The organism is Ferrovibrio terrae, from assembly GCF_943372915.1.
GTDB classification, from domain to species: domain Bacteria; phylum Pseudomonadota; class Alphaproteobacteria; order Ferrovibrionales; family Ferrovibrionaceae; genus Ferrovibrio; species Ferrovibrio terrae_A.
The window spans coordinates 1-17,452 of sequence record NZ_CALSAN010000039.1 but is presented as its reverse complement, the minus strand read 5'-3'; the positions used below and the strand labels follow the sequence as shown (position 1 = coordinate 17,452).

The following is a 17,452-nucleotide window of genomic DNA, read 5'->3' as shown; positions in this document are numbered from 1 at the left end:
TACACGGCTGCGACAGGATACGCACCCGCGACCGGTAACAGCCGGCGGGCCTGGGGGAAGACAGATGAAACGCGTTGTAAAGATCGGTTTGGGCGTGCTCGGGCTGGCCATCCTGGCTGGTGGCGGGCTGATCGTGTTGAAAGGCCGCCAGGCGGCATCGCCGGCCGTAGCCGCGGCACCTGTCCGCTTCGAGGGTATAGAATTCTCTCCCGCCGATCTGACCCCGGCGATCCGAACCGACCTGCGCCAGGTGGTGCGGTTCAGTGGCGGCCTGCAGCCGCTGAACCAGAGCATGATCCGCGCCGAGGTCGCTGCCGTGGTCAACGAGATCTCGGTGCGGCGCGGCGAGCGCGTGAAAAAGGGCCAGCTGCTGGCGCGGCTCGATACTGCTGATGTCGCCGCCAAGCTGCGCGAAAAGCAGAGCAACCTGGACAGCGCCCGTTCCGCGCTCAATCTGGCCCAGATCAACCGCGAAAAAGCCGAGACGCTGCTGCAGCGCGGCGTGAAGTCGCAGACCGCGATGGACGAGGCGGAGAATGCCTGGCGCACCGCCCGTGCCAATGTTGCAGCCTTGGAGCAGCAGCTGGCCATGGCACGCAAGGCGCTGGGCGATGCGGCGATCTATGCACCCATCGACGGCCTGGTCAGTGACCGCCTGGTCAATCCGGGCGAACGCGTGGCGGTGGATGCCAAACTGTTTGTCATTGCCGATCTCGACACCATGGAGGTCGAGGCGATGGTGCCCGCACGCGACGTGCCGCAGCTGAAAATCGGTCAGAAGGTGAACCTGCGCGTGGAAGGTTTCGGCGACCGTGTGTTCACCGGCCAGATCGACCGCATCAATCCCACCGCCCAGAGCGGCTCGCGCTCCATCCCGGTCTTCATCCTGCTGGCCAATCCCGATCACGTGCTGCGTGGCGGCATGTTCGGCAGCGGCGAGGCCGTGCTGGCCGAAGTGGCACAGGTGGTGGCGATCCCGCAGGAAGCCCTGCGCCAGGAAAACGGCACCCCTGTCGTCTATGTGCTGAAGGACAAGCAGGTGCAGCGCCGCGCCGTGACCGTGGCAATCACCGGCACCGCCGAGGGGCGCATCGGCATTGCCAGCGGTCTGGAAGCCGGCGAAACCGTGGTGGTGACACCCGGCCTGCGCCTGAATGACGGCCTCGCCGCCCGCATCGCCGGCCGTTAGGGAACAGTGCCATGTGGTTGACCCGCATCAGCGTCAACAACCCCGTTTTCGCCACCATGATGATGCTGTCCCTGCTGGTGGTGGGGCTGTTCGCCTATTTCAAACTCAGCGTCGAACAGTTTCCCGATGTCGAATTCCCTATCGTGGTGGTGAGCACCGGCTATCCGGGTGCGACGCCGGAAAGCGTGGAAAGCGAAGTCACCCGCCCGGTCGAGGATGCGGTCAACACCATCAGCGGCGTGCGCACGCTCACCTCGCGCTCGTTGGAAGGCCGCTCCACCGTCATCATCGAATTCGAGCTAACCGTCAGCGCCGTGGCCGCCGTGCAGGATGTGCGCGAAAAGATCGCCCAAGTGACGCCGCGTTTCCGCGACGAGATTAAGACGCCGGAAATCACCCGCTTTTCGCCCGACAACCAGCCGGTTGCCTCGGTCACCGTGCGCAGCGAGCGCCGCGACCTGCGCGAACTGACCACACTGGCCGACCAGGTGATCCTCAAGCGCCTGCAGACCGTGCGCGGCGTCGGCCAAGCCTATATCGTCGGCGGCCTCAAACGCCGCATCAACGTGCTGCCCAATCCGGAAAAGATGCAGGCCTACGGCGTCGGCATGGATCAGCTGGTCAATGTGCTGAAGGCCGAGAACCAGCAGATCCCGCTCGGCACGCTGACCCGCCCGCAGACCGAATTCGTCGTGCAGATCGAGGGCCGCGTCACCGATCCGCGCCGGCTGGCCGAGCTGGTGCTGGCGCGTCGCGGCAACACCTCGGTCACGGTGGGCGATATCGCCACGGTAGAAGACGGCTCGGAAGAAAAGGAAGCCGTCGCTCTGTTCAATGGCGACCGCCAGCTGGCGATCAGCTTCGTCAAGGTGCAGGGCTCCAACACGCTGGAAGTCATCACCGGACTCAAGCAGGCGATCAAGGATCTGCAGCCCGACCTGCCGTCCGATATTTCGCTGCAGTTCATGCGCGACGACAGCCGCGCCATCCTCTCCTCGGTCAACGGCGTGCAACGCACCCTGATCGAGGGCGCCATTCTGACCGTGCTGATCGTCTTCCTGTTCCTGAATTCCTGGCGCAGCACGGTGATCACCGGCCTCACCCTGCCGATTGCTGTGATCGGCACCCTGGCCGCTGTCTATGCCGCCGGCTTCACGCTGAACAAGCTGACCCTGATGGCCCTGTCGCTCGCCATCGGCATCCTGATCGACGATGCCATCGTGGTGCGTGAAAACATCACGCGACATGTTGCCATGGGCAAAAGCCACCGCCAGGCATCGCTGGACGGCACCAACGAGATCGGGCTGGCGGTGCTGGCCACCACCTTCTGCATCGTCGCGGTCTTCCTGCCGGTCGCCTTCATGGGTGGCATCATCGGGCGCTTCTTCCTGCAGTTCGGCATCACCGTCACCGTCGCGGTGCTGATCTCGCTGTTCGTCAGCTTCACCCTCGACCCCATGCTGTCCAGCGTCTGGCACGACCCCGACAGCCAGCCCAATGCCAAACGCGGCCCGATTGGCCGCGCGGTCGGCCTGGTCGACAAGGGCATGGAATGGCTCGGCCGGGTCTACCGCCGCATCTTAAGCTGGAGCCTCCGTTTCCGCTGGCTGGTGCTGCTGCTGGCCGTCTTCAGTTTCATCGGCACCATCGGCATCCTCCGCTCGGGTGCCATCGGTACCGAATTCCTGCCCGAACCCGACCTGTCGGAAATCCTGGTCGAGATCACCACGCCGTCCGGTTCGGCCATCGACTACACCGAGGCCAAGATCCGCCAGGTGCAGGATGCCATCAAGGAATTCCCCGAGGTGGATTATTCCTTCGCCTCGATCAATGCCGGTTCGTTTGCGCGGCGCAATGTCGGCACGCTCTATGTACGCTTCGTGCCGATCGACCAGCGCAAGAAATCGCCGCAGCAGATGGCGGTGCAGTTCCGCGAGCGTCTCGGCCGCATCGCCGGCATCGACAATATCAACATCGGCCAGGCCAATCTGGGCGGCGGCCTGAACAAGCCGATCATGATCGCGCTGAAGGGCCAGGATCTCGCCACGCTGGACAAGCTGACCCAGCAGGCGATGGAGATCATGCGCACCGTGCCCGGCGTGTCCGATCTGGAATCCAGCCTGAAGGCCAACAAGCCCACTGTCGCACTGGATGTCGACCGCCAGCTGGCCGCCGACCTCGGGGTCAGCACCACGGCGATTGCCGCCACCCTGCGTCCCCTGCTGGCCGGCGAGGAAGCCGGCACCTGGAAAGCACCGGATTCGGAAGATTACAGCGTCTTCGTGCGCCTGCCGCGCGACGACCGCACCGGCATGCCCGATCTCGCCCGCATCTATGTCGCCTCCAGCCAGATGAATGCCGATGGCAATCCGAAGATGGTGGCGCTGTCGCAGGTGGTCAGCATCCAGCCTTCCACCGGCTCGACCCAGATCAACCGCCGCGACCTGGCGCGCGAAGTGCTGTTGACCGCCACCACCGATGGCCGTCCGGTCGGCGAGGTCAGCCGCGCCATCCAGTCCAAGCTGGAAGAGATGACCCTGCCGCCCGGCTATCGCTTCTGGTTCGGCGGCGCGTCGAAGGACATGAAGGAATCGGCCGGCTATGCCGCCGCCGCGCTGCTGCTGGCGATCATCTTCATCTACCTGATCCTCGCCTCGCAATTCGCCAGCTTCCTGCAGCCGATTGCCATCATGGCGTCGCTGCCGCTATCGCTGTTCGGTGTGGTGGTTGGCCTCTGGGCCTGGGGTTCGACTTTCAGCATGTTTGCCGTCATCGGTTTCATCATGCTGATGGGCCTGGTCACCAAGAACGCCATCCTGCTGATCGATTTCGTCAATCACGCCCGCCGCGAGGGCATGTCGCGCGCCGATGCCATCCTGGAAGCCGGCGAAATCCGCCTGCGCCCGATTTTGATGACCACGCTGGCGATGATCTTCGGCATGTTGCCGCTGGCGATGGCGATCGGCGAAGGCGCCAAGCAGACCGCTGGCATGGCCCATGCGGTGATCGGCGGCCTGATTTCCTCCACCCTGCTGACCCTGGTGGTCACGCCGGTGATCTTCACCTATCTGGATGACCTGGGTGCCTGGGCCAGCCGCAAGCTGGCCAGCGCGCGCCCTGACGATGCCGGCCATAAGGATGACGCCAGGCAGCCCGCCGAATAATTCCAATTTACCCGCGATTATCCGTGGATTTTTGTCCGATGCTTGTCACATCGGGGACATGATCGACGCCCTAGATTGAAGGCCGACGCCACAAGAGCGGCCACAAGGCCATAAGCCATAAGGGAGGCCCAATGTCGCAGATTCTCGCCGCCACCGCCAAATCCGATCTCGCCGCGACACAGTTTGTCGTGCGCAAGGATGATCTGACGCAGATCCGCTTCGAGGACTTCACCCTGCATGCCGACGATCTGCAGCCCGAGCAAATCCTGGTCAAGGTCGACAGTTTCGCCTTCACCGCCAACAACATCACTTACGCCGAGCTCGGCGGTAAGATGTCGTATTGGGACTTCTTCCCCGGCAGCGATGAGGCCTGGGGCATCATCCCGGTCTGGGGCTTTGCCGATGTGGTGGCCTCGCGTCATCCTGCCATCGCGGTGGATGAACGGATCTACGGCTACTTTCCGATGGCGACCCACCTGGTGATGCAGCCGGTCAAGCTGACCGACAGCGGCTTCATCGAGGGCATGCCGCACCGCGCCAAGCTGCCGCCGGCCTATAACAGCTATCTGCGCATCACCACCGAGCCGGCCTTTGCCGAAACGTTCCAGCCCTATCAGGCACTGCTGCGGCCGTTGTTCATCACATCGTTCCTGATCGACGATTTCCTGGCGGATGAGAATGTCTTCGGCGCCCAGACCGTGGTGCTGTCCAGCGCCTCGGCGAAAACCGCTTTCGGCCTGGCGCATCTGCTGCATCGTCGCAAAGACATCACCTTGGTCGGGCTCACCTCGGCCGGCAACCGCGCCTTCGTCGAGGGTCTTGGCTGCTACAACCGCGTGGTGACCTATGACCAGATTGCCGAGCAACCCATGGAAGATGCCGTCTATGTGGATTTCGCCGGCAGCGCCGATGTGCGCCGCGCGATCCACGAGCATTATGGCGACAGCCTGAAATACAGCTGCGCCGTTGGGCTGTCGCACCGCGAGATGAACCCGCCGGGCAAGGGCCTGCCGGGGCCGAAGCCGCTGTTCTTCTTCGCGCCCGACAGGATCGTCAAGCGCAGCAAGGACTGGGGCCGTAGCGGCCTGGAAAGCAAGCTGAATACCGCCTGGGCCGACTTCCTGCCGCTGCTGCAGGGCTGGATCAGGGTCATTCGCGGCGACGGCCGTGCCGCCGTCGAGGCCACCTACCGCGCAACGCTCGCCGGCCGCGTCAAGGCCGATGAAGGCCACATTCTCAGCCTGTGGGAATAAACTGCCCGCCGATCAGGCCGCGCGGTTGGCGCGCAGCTTGTTCTGCAGCAGGGCCGACAGCCGCTCGATGCCCTCGCGGATACGCGCCGGCTCGCCCAGCGAGAAGCTGAGCCGCGCCGTGTTGCGCTTCACATCGGTGGCATAGAAGGCCGAACCGGGCACGAAGGCGACCTGGATATCCTTCACGGCTTCCGCCAGCAGTTCGGTGCCGTTGATGCTGTCGGGGAATTCCAGCCAGATGAACATGCCGCCATCGGGCCGGGTGTAGCGCACCTCCTTGGGCAGGCAGCGCTCCAGCGTTTCCAGCATCACGTCGCGACGTTCCTTGTAGGCCTTGCGCAGCTTCGCCACCTGGCTGGCATGCGAGGAGGACGCGATATCGCAGGCCACCATCTGGTTGATCGTGCTGCAATGCAGGTCGGACGCCTGCTTGACCAGCACCAGCTTGTTGATCAGCGCCGGATCGGCGCAGACCCAGCCGATGCGCAGCGCCGGCGTCAGCACCTTGGACAGGCTGCCGACATAGATCACCAGCCGCTTGCCGTCGCTGCCCGGCGCCGCCAGGGCCTGCAGCTCCAGTGCGGCGAAGCTTGGGATACGCGCATTCTCGTAACGCAGCTCCTCGTAGGGCGAATCTTCCAGGATCGCCACATCATACCGATGCGCCAGGTCGAGGATCGCCTTGCGCCGCGCCAGCGAGGTGGTGATGCCGGCCGGGTTGCAGAAATCCGGCGTGAGATAGAAGAATTTCGGCTTCTGCTTGAACGCGGCTTCCAGCGCATCGAGCAGCACGCCCTCGTCATCCATCGGCACCGAGAGGAATGTCGGCTGATAGGTGCCGAACACCTGGATGGCGCCAAGATAGCTGGGCGAGGACATCACCACGCGGTCGCCCGGATTGATCAGCGCGCGGCCAAGGAAATCCAGCGCCTGCTGCGCGCCCGAGGTGATCAGCACCTGCTCCGGGCCGGTCTCGATACCATGGGTCTTCAGATAGCCCACGATCCAGTCGCGCAGCGGCGGATAGCCCTCGCTGATCGAATACTGGAAGGCCTCGCCCGCCAGCGCCGGATTGGCCAGCACGCGCTGATACGATGCGCCGATGGCATCGAGCGGGAACAGCGCCGGATCGGGAATGCCGCCGGCAAAGGAGATGATTTCCGGCCGGCTGATCAGCTTCAGCAGCTCGCGGATTTCAGAGGCGCGCAGGGTGCTGACAGCCTGCGACAGGCCGGGAAAGGCGGATTCGGTCATGATGCTGGCTCGGGTTTCCTCAAAAGCTGGCGCCAGCTTAATCGGACGGGCGGCGGCGGAAAAGCCGCCCGGGCTGCTAGGTGAGCAGTTTCGCCAGCAGGCCGTCCAGCACGGCACGGCCCTCGGCCGTGGCGACGATCCGATCCGGCATGCGGACCAGCAGCCCGGCCGCCTCCAGCGGTGCCGACCGCGCCGCCGGCACAAAGGTATCGAGATCGAGCCCGGTGGCGGCGTGGAAATTCCGCGCGTAAACACCCTCGCGCAGGCGCAGGCCCATCATCAGGGCTTCCTCGGCCCGCTCGGTGCTGCTCACCGGCGTTTCGCTCTCGCGACCGTCGCCATCGCGCTCCACCTGTTCGAGCCAGGTTTCCGGCTTGCGGCGATTCTGCAGCGCGCGCCAGCCATCCGGCTGCTGCAGCCGCATATGCGCGCCGGGGCCGAGGCCGAGATACTGCCCGCTGCGCCAGTAGACCAGGTTGTGCCGGCTCTCGCCGCCCGGTTTTGCATGGTTGGAAATCTCGTAGGCCGGCAGTCCGGCCTGGTCGAGAATTTCCTGTGTCAGGTCATACAGCGCCGCCTGGTCGTCGGACGGCATCGGCTGCAGCACGCCGCGCGCCACCGCGCCGGCAAAGCCGGTATTGGGCTCGATGGTCAGCGTGTAGAGCGAGAGATGGTCGCCGGCGAGGCTGAGCGCATCGCTAAGTTCGGCGCGCCAGCTTTCTGCCGTCTGCTCCGGCCGGGCATAGATCAGGTCGAAGGAATAGCGGGGCACGGCCTTCGCGGCGGCTGCGATGGCACGGCGCGCCTCGCCGGCATCATGGGCGCGGCCGAGGAATTTCAGCACCGCAGCATCGAAACTCTGCACGCCAATCGACAGGCGGTTGATGCCGGCGGCAGCAAAGGCGGCGAACTTGCCGGCCTCGGCCGAATTCGGATTGGCCTCCAGCGTGATCTCGACATCGTCTGCAAAGGCCCAGTGGCCGCGTGCTGCCTCCAGGATGGCCGCAGCGGTTTCCGGCGGCATCAGCGATGGCGTGCCGCCGCCGAAGAACACCGAGGTGATTGTCTCACCGCGTCCGACACCGGTGGCGGCATGCTGCGCCATCTCGGTGAGATAGGCTTTCTGCCAGCGCAAGGCATCGACGCGCTCGCGCACATGGGAGTTGAAATCGCAATACGGGCATTTCGAAACGCAGAAGGGCCAGTGCACATACAGGCCGAAGCCGCGCGGCGGCACCGTCGTGCCCTCAGCTGAAACAGGCATCGATCAGCTGCCGGAAGGCCAGCGCGCGATGGCTGATCGCATGTTTCTCGGCGGCCGGCATCTCGCCGAAGGTGCGCGTCTCGCCATCCTTCGTTTGCGGCAGGAACATCGGATCGTAGCCAAAGCCATGCAGGCCGCGCGGCGGCCAGACCAGCCGGCCCTGGATGATGCCTTCGAAGCTTTCGACATGGCCATCGGGCCAGGCGAGGCTGAGCGCGCAGACGAACTGTGCGCCGAACGGGGGTTCGGCGCCCCATTCTTTCTTACCAATACGGTCTTCGACGGCACGCCAGACCTTGTCCATCGCCTTGGAGAAATCCTTCGACGCACCGGCCCAGCGCGCGGAGTAGATTCCTGGCGCGCCGTCCAGCGCATCGACGGCCATGCCGGAGTCATCGGCCAGGGCGGGAAGTTGCGCGGCCTGCGCCGCCGCCAGCGCCTTCAGCTCGGCATTGGCAATGAAAGTGTCGCCGGTTTCTTCCGGCTCGGGCAGGCCGAGTTCGCCGGCCGAGACCGCGCGCACCTTGAACGGCGCGATCAGGTCGCCGATCTCGCGCACCTTGCCGGCATTGTGGCTGGCGATCACCAGCGTGTCGCCACTGAAGCGACGGCGGCTCATGCCTAGAGCCCTACCGCCTGGCGCTGCAGGGTCATCAGATTCTTCACGCCCAGCTTGGCGAGGCCGAGCATGGCGGTGAACTGCGCCTCCGAGAACGGCTCCTTCTCGGCGGTGCCCTGCACCTCGACGATGGCGCCGGTATCGGTCAGCACGAAATTGGCATCGGCCTGCGCCGTGCTGTCTTCCGGATAATCGAGATCGAGCACGGCGACGCCGTCGCATAGCCCGCAGCTGACCGCGGCCACCTGGCCGATCAGCGGAATCTTGGCAATGGCACCGTCTTTCACCAGCTTGGCGAAGGCCAGATGCAGCGCCACCCAGCTGCCGGTGATCGCTGCCGTGCGCGTGCCGCCATCGGCCTGCAGCACATCGCAGTCGAGACGGATCTGGCGCTCGCCAAAGCCGGCGAGATCGGTGACGGCGCGCAAGCTGCGGCCAACCAGACGCTGGATTTCCTGCGTGCGGCCCGACTGCTTGCCACGCGACGCCTCCCGATCGGTGCGGGTGTGGGTCGAGCGCGGCAGCATGCCGTATTCCGCCGTCACCCAGCCGCGACCGGTGTTGCGCAGGAAGGGCGGCACCTTTTCTTCAACCGTGGCAGCGCAGAGCACATGGGTCTCGCCGAACTTGATCAGGCAGGAGCCCTCGGCATATTTGGCGAAACCCGGCTCCAGGCGGACCGGGCGCAGTTGATCGGCGGTGCGGCCACTGGGACGCATGGTTTTTCCTCGCGAATAAGTCTGAAAAGCGTCAGCGGTTTCTAGTCGATATGGTCGTAGCGGACAAGCCACCTTGACAGCCAGCACCAATCGAATACACCGGCAGCATAACCGAAGGGTGCAGGCCGGACCAGCAACCGGCAGCCTGTGGTGGGGGATGTCTTGATGGCCTGGCGTACAACCGGAGTGATCGGCCTGTTTGCCGCGCTGATCTGCGCGATCAATCCCGTTGTCGCGGCCGAGGACGAACATGAGAAGGCCGGCCAGCGTTTCGGCTTCGGCGATCTGGAAATCGGCCTCACGCTGGATGCCGGCCTCGGCCTGTTCGGCGTCAGCAATGCACAGAACGGCCTGGGCAGCCTGTCCTCGCATGGCCGGCGCAAGGGCGGCCGCAACTGGGCCGAAGCCTATGTCACGCCCGGCATCGATGCTGCCTATTTCCTCAACGACACCACACTCTATGGCGGCGTGAAAGTGACCGGCAGCGCCACGCGTGGCGATGGCGAGGCCCAGCGCAATTCAGTCACCGACCTGCGGCCCACTGCCTTCGGCCTCAGCGAAGCCTATCTGGGCTGGAAATCCGGCCTCGCCTTTACAGCGCTCGGCGAGGATGCCATCGACATTTCCGCCGGCCGCCAGGGCTTCGTGGTCGGCGACGGCTTCCTGATCGCCGACGGCACGCTGGACAGCTTCCGCCGCAACAACTACGTGCTCGGTCCGCGCAGCGCGTTTGACCGCACCGCGATCCTGCGCATCAACACCGAACCGGTGCGCGCCGATCTGTTCCATCTCGAAAGCAACACAGACCAGCAGTATCTGCGCGGCAAGGATGCAGCGGCAACATCGCTGCATGGCGGCAATATCGAATGGTTCGCCTCCAGCCACCGCGACCATGGCCGCAGCGAATACGAGGAGCGCCAATGGTATCTCGGCGCCACCGTGCTGACGCTGACCGACGCCGACCAGGCGATCAGCCCGCGCCGCGATGGCATGACCGTCTATGCCCTGCGCTCGGGCGGCGCGCTGCTCAGTTCGCTGGGGGAAGGCTGGCAGGATGCGGCGCTGTATGGCGAAATCGCCCGCGAGCGCAACGGCGCCACCGGCCGCCGCCTACGCGCCGAGGCCTGGTATGTCGAGCCGCAATACACCTTCTCCGCCCTGCCCTGGCAGCCGCGGCTGAGTTACCGCTACATGCATTTCAGCGGCGACAACAATGCCAACGACACCGTCGAGAATGGCTGGGACTCGCTGTTCAGCGCCGGCGGCCCGCGCGGTTATGGCAGCTGGGATCTGGGCGAGATCTACGCGCGCTATGTCGGCGGCAACTCCAACCTGAACAGCCACATGACGCATCTGAAACTGCAGCCGATGGAAGACTTGAGCCTCGGCGCGATCTGGTACCGGCACAACTTCGACAAGCGCGACTATGCCAATGGCGTGCGGTCTGAACGCCTGCTCGACGAGGTCGACGTTTATGCCCTGTGGACCACACCGCTGCCCGGCCTCTCGGTGGCCACCGTGCTGGGCGCCGCCAGGGCCGGCGACGGCCGGCGCCAGCAGCTCGGCACCACAGATGCCACCGACCGCACCACCTGGCTCGGCCAGATGGTGTTCAGCTACAGCTTCTAGACCGCCGCCCTAGCGGAACGCCTCCTCGCGATAACGCCGCGCCGCATCGGCCAGCGACAGCTCCTGCTGCTTGCCGTCACGACGTCGGAAGGTGAGCGTGCCGCGTTCCATCTCGCGTTCGCCGGCAATCGCCAGCAGCGGCAGGCCCTGGTCATGCGCCTCGGCGATCTTGCGGCCGATCCGTTCGGGCCGGCCATCGACGCTGACGCGATACCCTTCGCGGCCGAGCGCAGCGGCGGCCTTGCGGGCATAGCCTTCCTGCGCACTGGTCACGCTGGCCACCGCGATCTGCTCGGGCGCCAGCCACAGCGGCAGCGCGCCCTTGTGATGCTCCAGCAGCATGCCGATGAAGCGCTCCATGCTGCCCAGTACGGCATGGTGGATCAGCACCGGGCGCTGGCGGCTGCCATCGCTGGCGACATAATCGGCGCCCAGCCGCTCGGGCAGCACGAAATCCAGCTGGATCGTGCCGCACTGCCAGGACCGGTCGTGGCTGTCGCGCAGATGGAATTCCAGCTTGGGTCCGTAAAAGGCGCCCTCGCCGCTCTTGATGCCGAAATCGATGCCGGCACGCCGCGCTGCCATTGCCAGTGAGGCTTCGGCCCGGTCCCAGGTGGCGTCGTCGCCGGCGCGCTTTGCCGGCCGCGTGGAAAAGAACACCAGCGGCGCGCCGAAACCGAAATCTTGATAGATGCTGCGCAGCAGCTCGCAGAAGCGCTGCACCTCGCCTTCCACCTGGGCCTCGGTGCAGAAGATATGCGCATCATCCTGGGTGAAGCTCTTGGTGCGCATCAGGCCCTGCAAGGCGCCCGAAGGCTCGTCGCGATGGCAGGCGCCGAATTCGCAATAGCGCAGCGGCAGGTCATGCACCGAGCGCAGGCTCTTGGAAAACACCTGCACATGGCCGGGGCAGCTCATCGGCTTCAGCGCAAATGGACGGTTGCCGCTGTTCAGGCGGTACATCTCGTTGGCGAACTTGTCGGCGTGGCCGCTCGCCTCCCACAGGCTGTAGCTGAGCAGCTGCGGCGTGCGGATTTCGGCAAATCCCACCTCGCGCATGCGGCGACGGATGTAATCCTCGATCACGCGATACAGCGCAAAGCCGCGTGGGTGCCAGAACACCATGCCTGGCCCTTCCTCCTGCTGGTGGAAGAGGTCCAGCCGCGTGCCCAGCACACGGTGGTCATAGGGGTCGGTCTCTGGATTCAGCCGGGAATTCAGGCTGCTGCTGGGACTGAAGCTGTTCATGTCCGTCTCCGGGTTGCGAAGCGGCCGGTGATGAACGAAGCCCCGGAAACACCGAGGCCCCGTCCGTCGCCGGCGGGGCCTCTGGGTGTCTTGCTATGCGTGACCTACTCTACGCGCAACAACCCATGGCACCGCCGACGGCGGTAACCTTAATGGTAGCTACGGTGAGAATAATGCTCTGCATGGTGACGCGGACGGTATGCGCAGATCGATGAAGCGTCAAGAAAGAAAATTGCCGGGATGCAATTTCGGGCTCCCCCTTCACCATCATTTCAAAGGCAAACAGATATCGGTGAGCAGTTCGGTGGGCGCCACCTCGCGGGGATTGTTGAGGTAATCCTCCAACACCGGCGCATCGGCGGCCTCACGGCCAGAGCGCACCAGCCAGTCGCCATAGAGCCAGTCATAGGCCGCCCTCATATCCGAATACGGACCCTTGTGGCGCAGGATGGCATAGTCGCCGCCGCGCAGACTCGCGCGCTGCAATGGCGCATCGACCGGGAAGCTATCATCGGGCACGACAATGCCAGCGGCCGATTGCAACTCGGCTTCCGGCACAGATGTCGGATCGGAGTAGAACACCCCCTTCATGCACAGCCCCGGCCGCAGCAGGTTACGCGCCGCCAGCGTGCCGAACAGGGTTTCAAAGGCCCTGCCGATCTGCATATAGGAGCCCTGATGCGGGATCACGGCGAGCGTGGCGGGGGCCAGGGTTTTGATCGCGACGTCGCGCATGGCGGACACTCCTTTAGGAGAGGAAGGCATGGTGAAGCGGGTATGGCTGCCGGCCTTGCGATATTCCGCCGGCGGCAGGCCGTATGCATCCTTGAAGCTGCGGCTGAAGGCGGCGAGACTGCCGTAGCCGGCCCGTGGCCAGATTTCATCGAGCGGGCGGTCGGTCTGCACCAGATCGGCGGCGGCGCGCTGCAGGCGCAGGCGCTTCACCGTGGCGGCCACGGTTTCGCCGTAGACCGCCTGCCAGATGCGGTGCCAGTGCCACGGCGACAGGGCTGCCACTTCGGCCAGCGTGTTGAGATCGGGCGCCGCATCGAGATGGGCATAGATATATTCGATGACGCGGGTGAAGCGGCGGATATAGCTGGCCTGCCCCGGCGTATCGGAGGTGGTGAAATCTGAACTGGCGAATTCGGGCATGGCTGATCCTGTTCCTGACTGAAGAAACGCTAGCACGGGCCCATTTGACAAATCTTGCGAAGATGCCCTGACGGCTGCGCGAGCGCCAGCCCGGCCGTGTGCGGCCCGGCTCAGAGCTTGCGGTACATCACCAGCGCGTCGACCAGGCCGAGCTGGGGATGGCGGAAGGCTTCGGGCAGCCGGCCGGCGACCTCGAAGCCGAAACTCTGCCACAGGCGCACGGCGCGGCCGTTGCTGCTGACCACGAAATTGAACTGCATGGCGAGGAAGCCGCGGCTGCGGGCGTGGTCCAGCGAATGCTCGCACATGATGCGCGCCACGCCCCTGCCGGTTGCTGCTGTGGCCGTGACATAGCCGCAGTTGGCAACATGGCTGCCGCCCCCATGCTGGTTCGGGCGCAGGAAATAGGTGCCGAGCACCGCATCGCCATCGACGGCGACGAAAACCTCGTGCGCGGGCGAGAACCAGTAGTCGACCGCCTCGGCCTCGCCGATATCCACGGGCACCGTATAGGTCTCGCCGGCGCGGAAGACCGGTTCGAGGATCGACCAGATCGCGGCGCGGTCGGCGGCGCCGGCGGAACGGATATGCAAAGCCATGCTGCTTCCTCTCTGGCCAGACGGTGGCCGGACCTCGATATCCCCGGATCTTGATTGCGCGGAACCGTACCTTATATGTTCTTGGTTGGGCAAGAAATAATCATCCAGATCCAAGCCTTTAATAGAAATGCGCGTATCGGCTGCGGCCTTGGACAAGCAGCGCGCGAATAAAGCGGAATAAGAAGAAATAAGGAGGAATACGACAGAATAAGCGTGGGATAAGGCCGATTAAGCTGCAGATAAGCCCGACTAAGGCCGGAAGAGGCGCAAACAAGGCCGCGACAGCCTATTTGAGCACGGTGAACTGGATGCCGAACCAGCGATAGCGGCCGGCCTCGGACGACGGCACCGAGCAGCTGATGCGGTCGCGCGGCGGCTTCATCGCGTCAACCGGCCGCATCTCGTAGCGCCGTTCACCGATTTCCCGGGGCGGGATCGCCTTGCCCTCGCCGGTATAGCAGACCATCTGCTTCAGCCGCTCGATGCCTGGCGCCACGGTGAAGCGCAGCACCGGCGGATTGGTGGTCTGGCCCAGCCGGATCAGCACATCCGCCGGTTCGACGTCGCTGACCGGCAGCGGCAGGGCATTCAGCGCCTGGCGCACGCGTTCGACCGAGCCGAAACTCTCGTTCATCGGAAAACGCGGCAGCCAGAACATGTCGTGCTTGCTGTGCGCCACGCCGGAATGCTGGCCGAAGGCGACGCTGTAGCCGAGCGATTTGACCAGCGCCAGCGTGCGCGCGTCCCACTCGCCGAAGGGATAGGCAAACAGCGCCGGCTGCTCGCCCAGCTCTTTCTCGAAGATGGCGCGCGAGGTTTCCAGATCCTCGCGGGCCTTTTCAGGCGACAGCGCCGGCAGCGAGGGATGGCGATGGCTGTGGGCGCCGATGGTGACGCCTTCCGCCTTCATCTGGCGGATCTGGTCCCAGGTCAGGTAGCCGCGCAGCTTGCTGGTCACCGGCTCGGTGGCGACGAACAGAGTGAAGGGAATCCCGGCCTTCTTCAGGCGCGGCCAGCCCTCGGTGAAGGCGGAGATATAGGCGTCGTCGGCGGTGATCGCCACGGCGCGGTCGGGCAGGCTTTCGCCGGATTTCAGCTTCGCCACGATCTCGGGCAGGCCCATTACTTTATAGGGGCCGGATTTCAGCTCGGCGATATGGGCGTCGAACTGCTCGAGCCGGATATTGGTGCTCGGCACCGTGTTCTCGCCAAAGCGGTGGTACATCAGGATGGTCGCATGGTCGGCGGCTGCCGCCGGCAGAGCTGCGGTCAGAGCCAGGGCGCAAAGGACGACGGAAAGCTGGGTTTTCATGACCGGTATCCTAGCCCGGCCAGGCCGATCGGGGGAGGCCCGGCCGGCCCGTAAAACGCTCACCAAGGGGAGACTTGGCCCGTCATTTCCGCTATAAGCCCGCCCCATGAGCAAGACGCCCCTTTCCAGCCGGATCGCCCCGGTTTTCTGCGCCATCGACACTGTGGAACTGGCCTTCGCCGCCCGCTGCGCCCGCGCCGCCGCCGCCGCCGGATTCGGAGTCAAACTGGGCAAGGAATTCTTCACAGCGCATGGCCCGACGGAGGTGCGCTCGATCCTGCCGGTCGGCACCCCGCTGTTCCTAGACCTGAAATTCCACGACATCCCCAACACCGTGGCCGGCGCCGTGCGTTCCGCCGCCGCCGCCATGGGTCCGTTGATGCTGACCGTGCATGCCTCCGGTGGCCCGGCGATGATCCGCCAGGCGGTGGATGCCGCCAAGCAGGCGCGTCAGCGCCCCTGGATCGTGGCTGTCACCGCGCTGACCTCGCTGGATGCTGCCGACCTCGCCGCCATCGGTATCACCGAGGATGTCAGCAGCTATGTGGTGCGTCTGGCCAAGATGGCGCAGGCCAATGGCGCCGATGGCGTGGTCTGCGCCGCCACCGAGATTGCCATGCTGCGCCAGGCCTGCGGTCCGGATTTCAAGCTGGTGGTGCCGGGCATCCGCCCCAAGGGTTCGGCGGCCGGCGACCAGAAGCGCGTCATGACGCCGGGCGAGGCGCTGAAGCTGGGGGCCGACCATCTGGTGATCGGCCGGCCGATCACGGAAGCCGAGAATCCCGAAGCCAGCGCGCAGGCGATTGCGCAAGAACTGGCCGAGGCGGCGTAACGTGGCCCTGTTCACCAAGATCTGCGGCCTGACCGATGCGGCCGCTGTGGCCGCCGCCGTCGAGCATGGCGCCGACATGGCAGGCTTTGTGTTCTTCCCGCCTTCGCCGCGCAATCTGTCTGCCGAACAGGCGGAAGCCCTGCTCGCCGAGGTGCCGAGCGGCATCGACCGTGTCGGGCTGTTCGTCGATCCGGAAACCGATTTCCTCGACACGATCCTCGCCAAGGCACGACTGGACCTGCTGCAACTGCATGGCGACGAGACGCCGGAACGCTGCCGTGCCATCAGCATCTATTTCGGCCTGCCGATCATCAAGGCGATCAAGGTATCGACCAAGGCCGACCTGAAGGCGGCCAAGGCCTATGAGGATATCGTTGACTGGCTGATGTTCGACGCCAGCCCGCCAAAGGATGCCACACTGCCCGGCGGCAACGGCAAAGCGTTTGACTGGAGCATCATGCAGGGGGCCGACTTCAAGCGGCCCTGGCTGCTGGCCGGCGGCCTGACTCCCGGCAATCTGACCGAAGCCGTGCAGCAATCCGGCGCCCGTGCGGTTGATGTATCGTCTGGCGTGGAGAGCACGCCGGGCAAGAAGGACCCGGCGAAGATTCGCGCTTTTCTTGACGCAGCCCGCCGCCTGTGATGAATGCATTCTGAGGACAGATCGATGAACGCGCTCAATTCCTATCGTTCCGGCCCTGATGAGAAGGGCCATTTCGGCAAGTTCGGCGGGCGGTTCGTGGCCGAGACGCTGATGCCGCTGATCCTCGATCTGGAAAAGCACTATACCGCTGCCAAATCCGATCCGGCCTTCAAGGCGGAGATGGATTACTTCCTCAACGACTATGTCGGCCGGCCGAGCCCGCTGTATTTCGCCGAGCGTATGACCCAGCATCTCGGCGGCGCGAAGATCTATTTCAAGCGCGACGAGCTGAATCATACCGGCGCGCACAAGATCAACAATTGCATCGGCCAGATTCTGTTGGCCAAGCGCATGGGCAAGACCCGCATCATCGCCGAGACCGGTGCTGGCCAGCATGGCGTGGCGACTGCCACCGTGGCGGCGCGTTTCGGCCTGCCCTGCGTGATCTATATGGGCGAAGTCGACATCGAGCGGCAGCAGCCCAACGTGTTCCGTATGAAGCTGCTGGGTGCCGAGGTGCGCGCAGTGAAGTCTGGTTCACGCACCCTGAAGGATGCGATGAACGAGGCGCT

The 17,452-nt window shown here is 64.8% G+C and carries 15 protein-coding genes; 7 read left to right on the top strand and 8 right to left on the bottom strand.

All coding sequences use genetic code 11. The features are described 5' to 3' along the window. Positions 1-64 precede the first annotated feature (64 nt). The 3 genes from AAG821_RS19505 to AAG821_RS19495 all read left to right on the top strand — a co-directional run bounded on the left by AAG821_RS19505 (position 65) and on the right by AAG821_RS19495 (position 5,606). Positions 65-1,189: an efflux RND transporter periplasmic adaptor subunit gene (locus AAG821_RS19505; protein WP_341915430.1), complete on the top strand. Its 1,125-nt coding sequence runs from the start codon at positions 65-67 to the stop codon at positions 1,187-1,189. Positions 1,190-1,200: 11 nt separating this feature from the next. Next, the gene (locus tag AAG821_RS19500; protein ID WP_341915431.1) at positions 1,201-4,353 is read left to right on the top strand and encodes an efflux RND transporter permease subunit; all 3,153 of its coding nucleotides are present in this window, start codon (positions 1,201-1,203) and stop codon (positions 4,351-4,353) included. Positions 4,354-4,484: 131 nt separating this feature from the next. Beyond that, positions 4,485-5,606, top strand: a complete 1,122-nt coding sequence (locus AAG821_RS19495; protein WP_341915433.1) for a DUF2855 family protein — start codon at positions 4,485-4,487, stop codon at positions 5,604-5,606. A gap of 12 nt (positions 5,607-5,618) precedes the next feature. Here AAG821_RS19495 and AAG821_RS19490 read toward each other — a convergent pair whose 3' ends face one another. The 4 genes from AAG821_RS19490 to rph all read right to left on the bottom strand — a co-directional run bounded on the left by AAG821_RS19490 (position 5,619) and on the right by rph (position 9,462). After that, the gene (locus tag AAG821_RS19490) at positions 5,619-6,860 is read right to left on the bottom strand and encodes a PLP-dependent aminotransferase family protein (RefSeq protein ID WP_341915434.1); all 1,242 of its coding nucleotides are present in this window, start codon (positions 6,858-6,860) and stop codon (positions 5,619-5,621) included. 76 nt (positions 6,861-6,936) lie between these two features. Beyond that, positions 6,937-8,124, bottom strand: a complete 1,188-nt coding sequence (hemW, locus tag AAG821_RS19485; RefSeq protein WP_341915436.1) for a radical SAM family heme chaperone HemW — start codon at positions 8,122-8,124, stop codon at positions 6,937-6,939. Continuing rightward, the gene (gene rdgB, locus AAG821_RS19480) at positions 8,108-8,743 is read right to left on the bottom strand and encodes an RdgB/HAM1 family non-canonical purine NTP pyrophosphatase (protein ID WP_341915437.1); all 636 of its coding nucleotides are present in this window, start codon (positions 8,741-8,743) and stop codon (positions 8,108-8,110) included. The genes hemW and rdgB overlap by 17 nt, the downstream gene beginning before the upstream one ends. A gap of 2 nt (positions 8,744-8,745) precedes the next feature. Further along, positions 8,746-9,462, bottom strand: a complete 717-nt coding sequence (gene rph, locus AAG821_RS19475) for a ribonuclease PH (RefSeq protein ID WP_341915439.1) — start codon at positions 9,460-9,462, stop codon at positions 8,746-8,748. Positions 9,463-9,627: 165 nt separating this feature from the next. Between rph and AAG821_RS19470 the strand changes: the two genes are divergently transcribed. Continuing rightward, complete coding sequence (locus AAG821_RS19470) at positions 9,628-11,091, top strand: alginate export family protein (RefSeq protein ID WP_341915440.1); 1,464 nt, start codon at positions 9,628-9,630, stop codon at positions 11,089-11,091. A gap of 9 nt (positions 11,092-11,100) precedes the next feature. On the opposite strand, the gene thrS is transcribed toward AAG821_RS19470, so the two are convergent. The 4 genes from thrS to AAG821_RS19450 form a co-directional block, all read right to left on the bottom strand. Next, complete coding sequence (gene thrS, locus AAG821_RS19465; protein ID WP_341915442.1) at positions 11,101-12,339, bottom strand: threonine--tRNA ligase; 1,239 nt, start codon at positions 12,337-12,339, stop codon at positions 11,101-11,103. Positions 12,340-12,606: 267 nt separating this feature from the next. Continuing rightward, positions 12,607-13,494 carry an AraC family transcriptional regulator gene (locus tag AAG821_RS19460; RefSeq protein WP_341915443.1) on the bottom strand — a complete coding sequence of 296 codons (888 nt, stop codon included), beginning with the start codon at positions 13,492-13,494 and terminating at the stop codon, positions 12,607-12,609. 110 nt (positions 13,495-13,604) lie between these two features. After that, on the bottom strand, positions 13,605-14,093 hold the full coding sequence (locus AAG821_RS19455; RefSeq protein ID WP_341915444.1) for a GNAT family N-acetyltransferase: 489 nt from the start codon (positions 14,091-14,093) through the stop codon (positions 13,605-13,607). 286 nt (positions 14,094-14,379) lie between these two features. Next, on the bottom strand, positions 14,380-15,405 hold the full coding sequence (locus AAG821_RS19450; protein ID WP_341915446.1) for a polysaccharide deacetylase family protein: 1,026 nt from the start codon (positions 15,403-15,405) through the stop codon (positions 14,380-14,382). Positions 15,406-15,511: 106 nt separating this feature from the next. Here AAG821_RS19450 and pyrF point away from each other — a divergent pair, with 106 nt between their 5' ends. The 3 genes from pyrF to AAG821_RS19435 all read left to right on the top strand — a co-directional run. Further along, the gene (gene pyrF / locus AAG821_RS19445) at positions 15,512-16,237 is read left to right on the top strand and encodes an orotidine-5'-phosphate decarboxylase (RefSeq protein WP_341915447.1); all 726 of its coding nucleotides are present in this window, start codon (positions 15,512-15,514) and stop codon (positions 16,235-16,237) included. Position 16,238: 1 nt separating this feature from the next. Continuing rightward, a complete protein-coding gene (locus tag AAG821_RS19440; protein ID WP_341915448.1) occupies positions 16,239-16,880 on the top strand; it encodes a phosphoribosylanthranilate isomerase in 642 nt (213 codons plus the stop codon). Between the two features lie 24 nt (positions 16,881-16,904). Beyond that, positions 16,905-17,452, top strand: a 548-nt coding sequence (locus AAG821_RS19435) for a pyridoxal-phosphate dependent enzyme (protein WP_341916394.1), incomplete at its 3' end; no start/stop codon positions are given.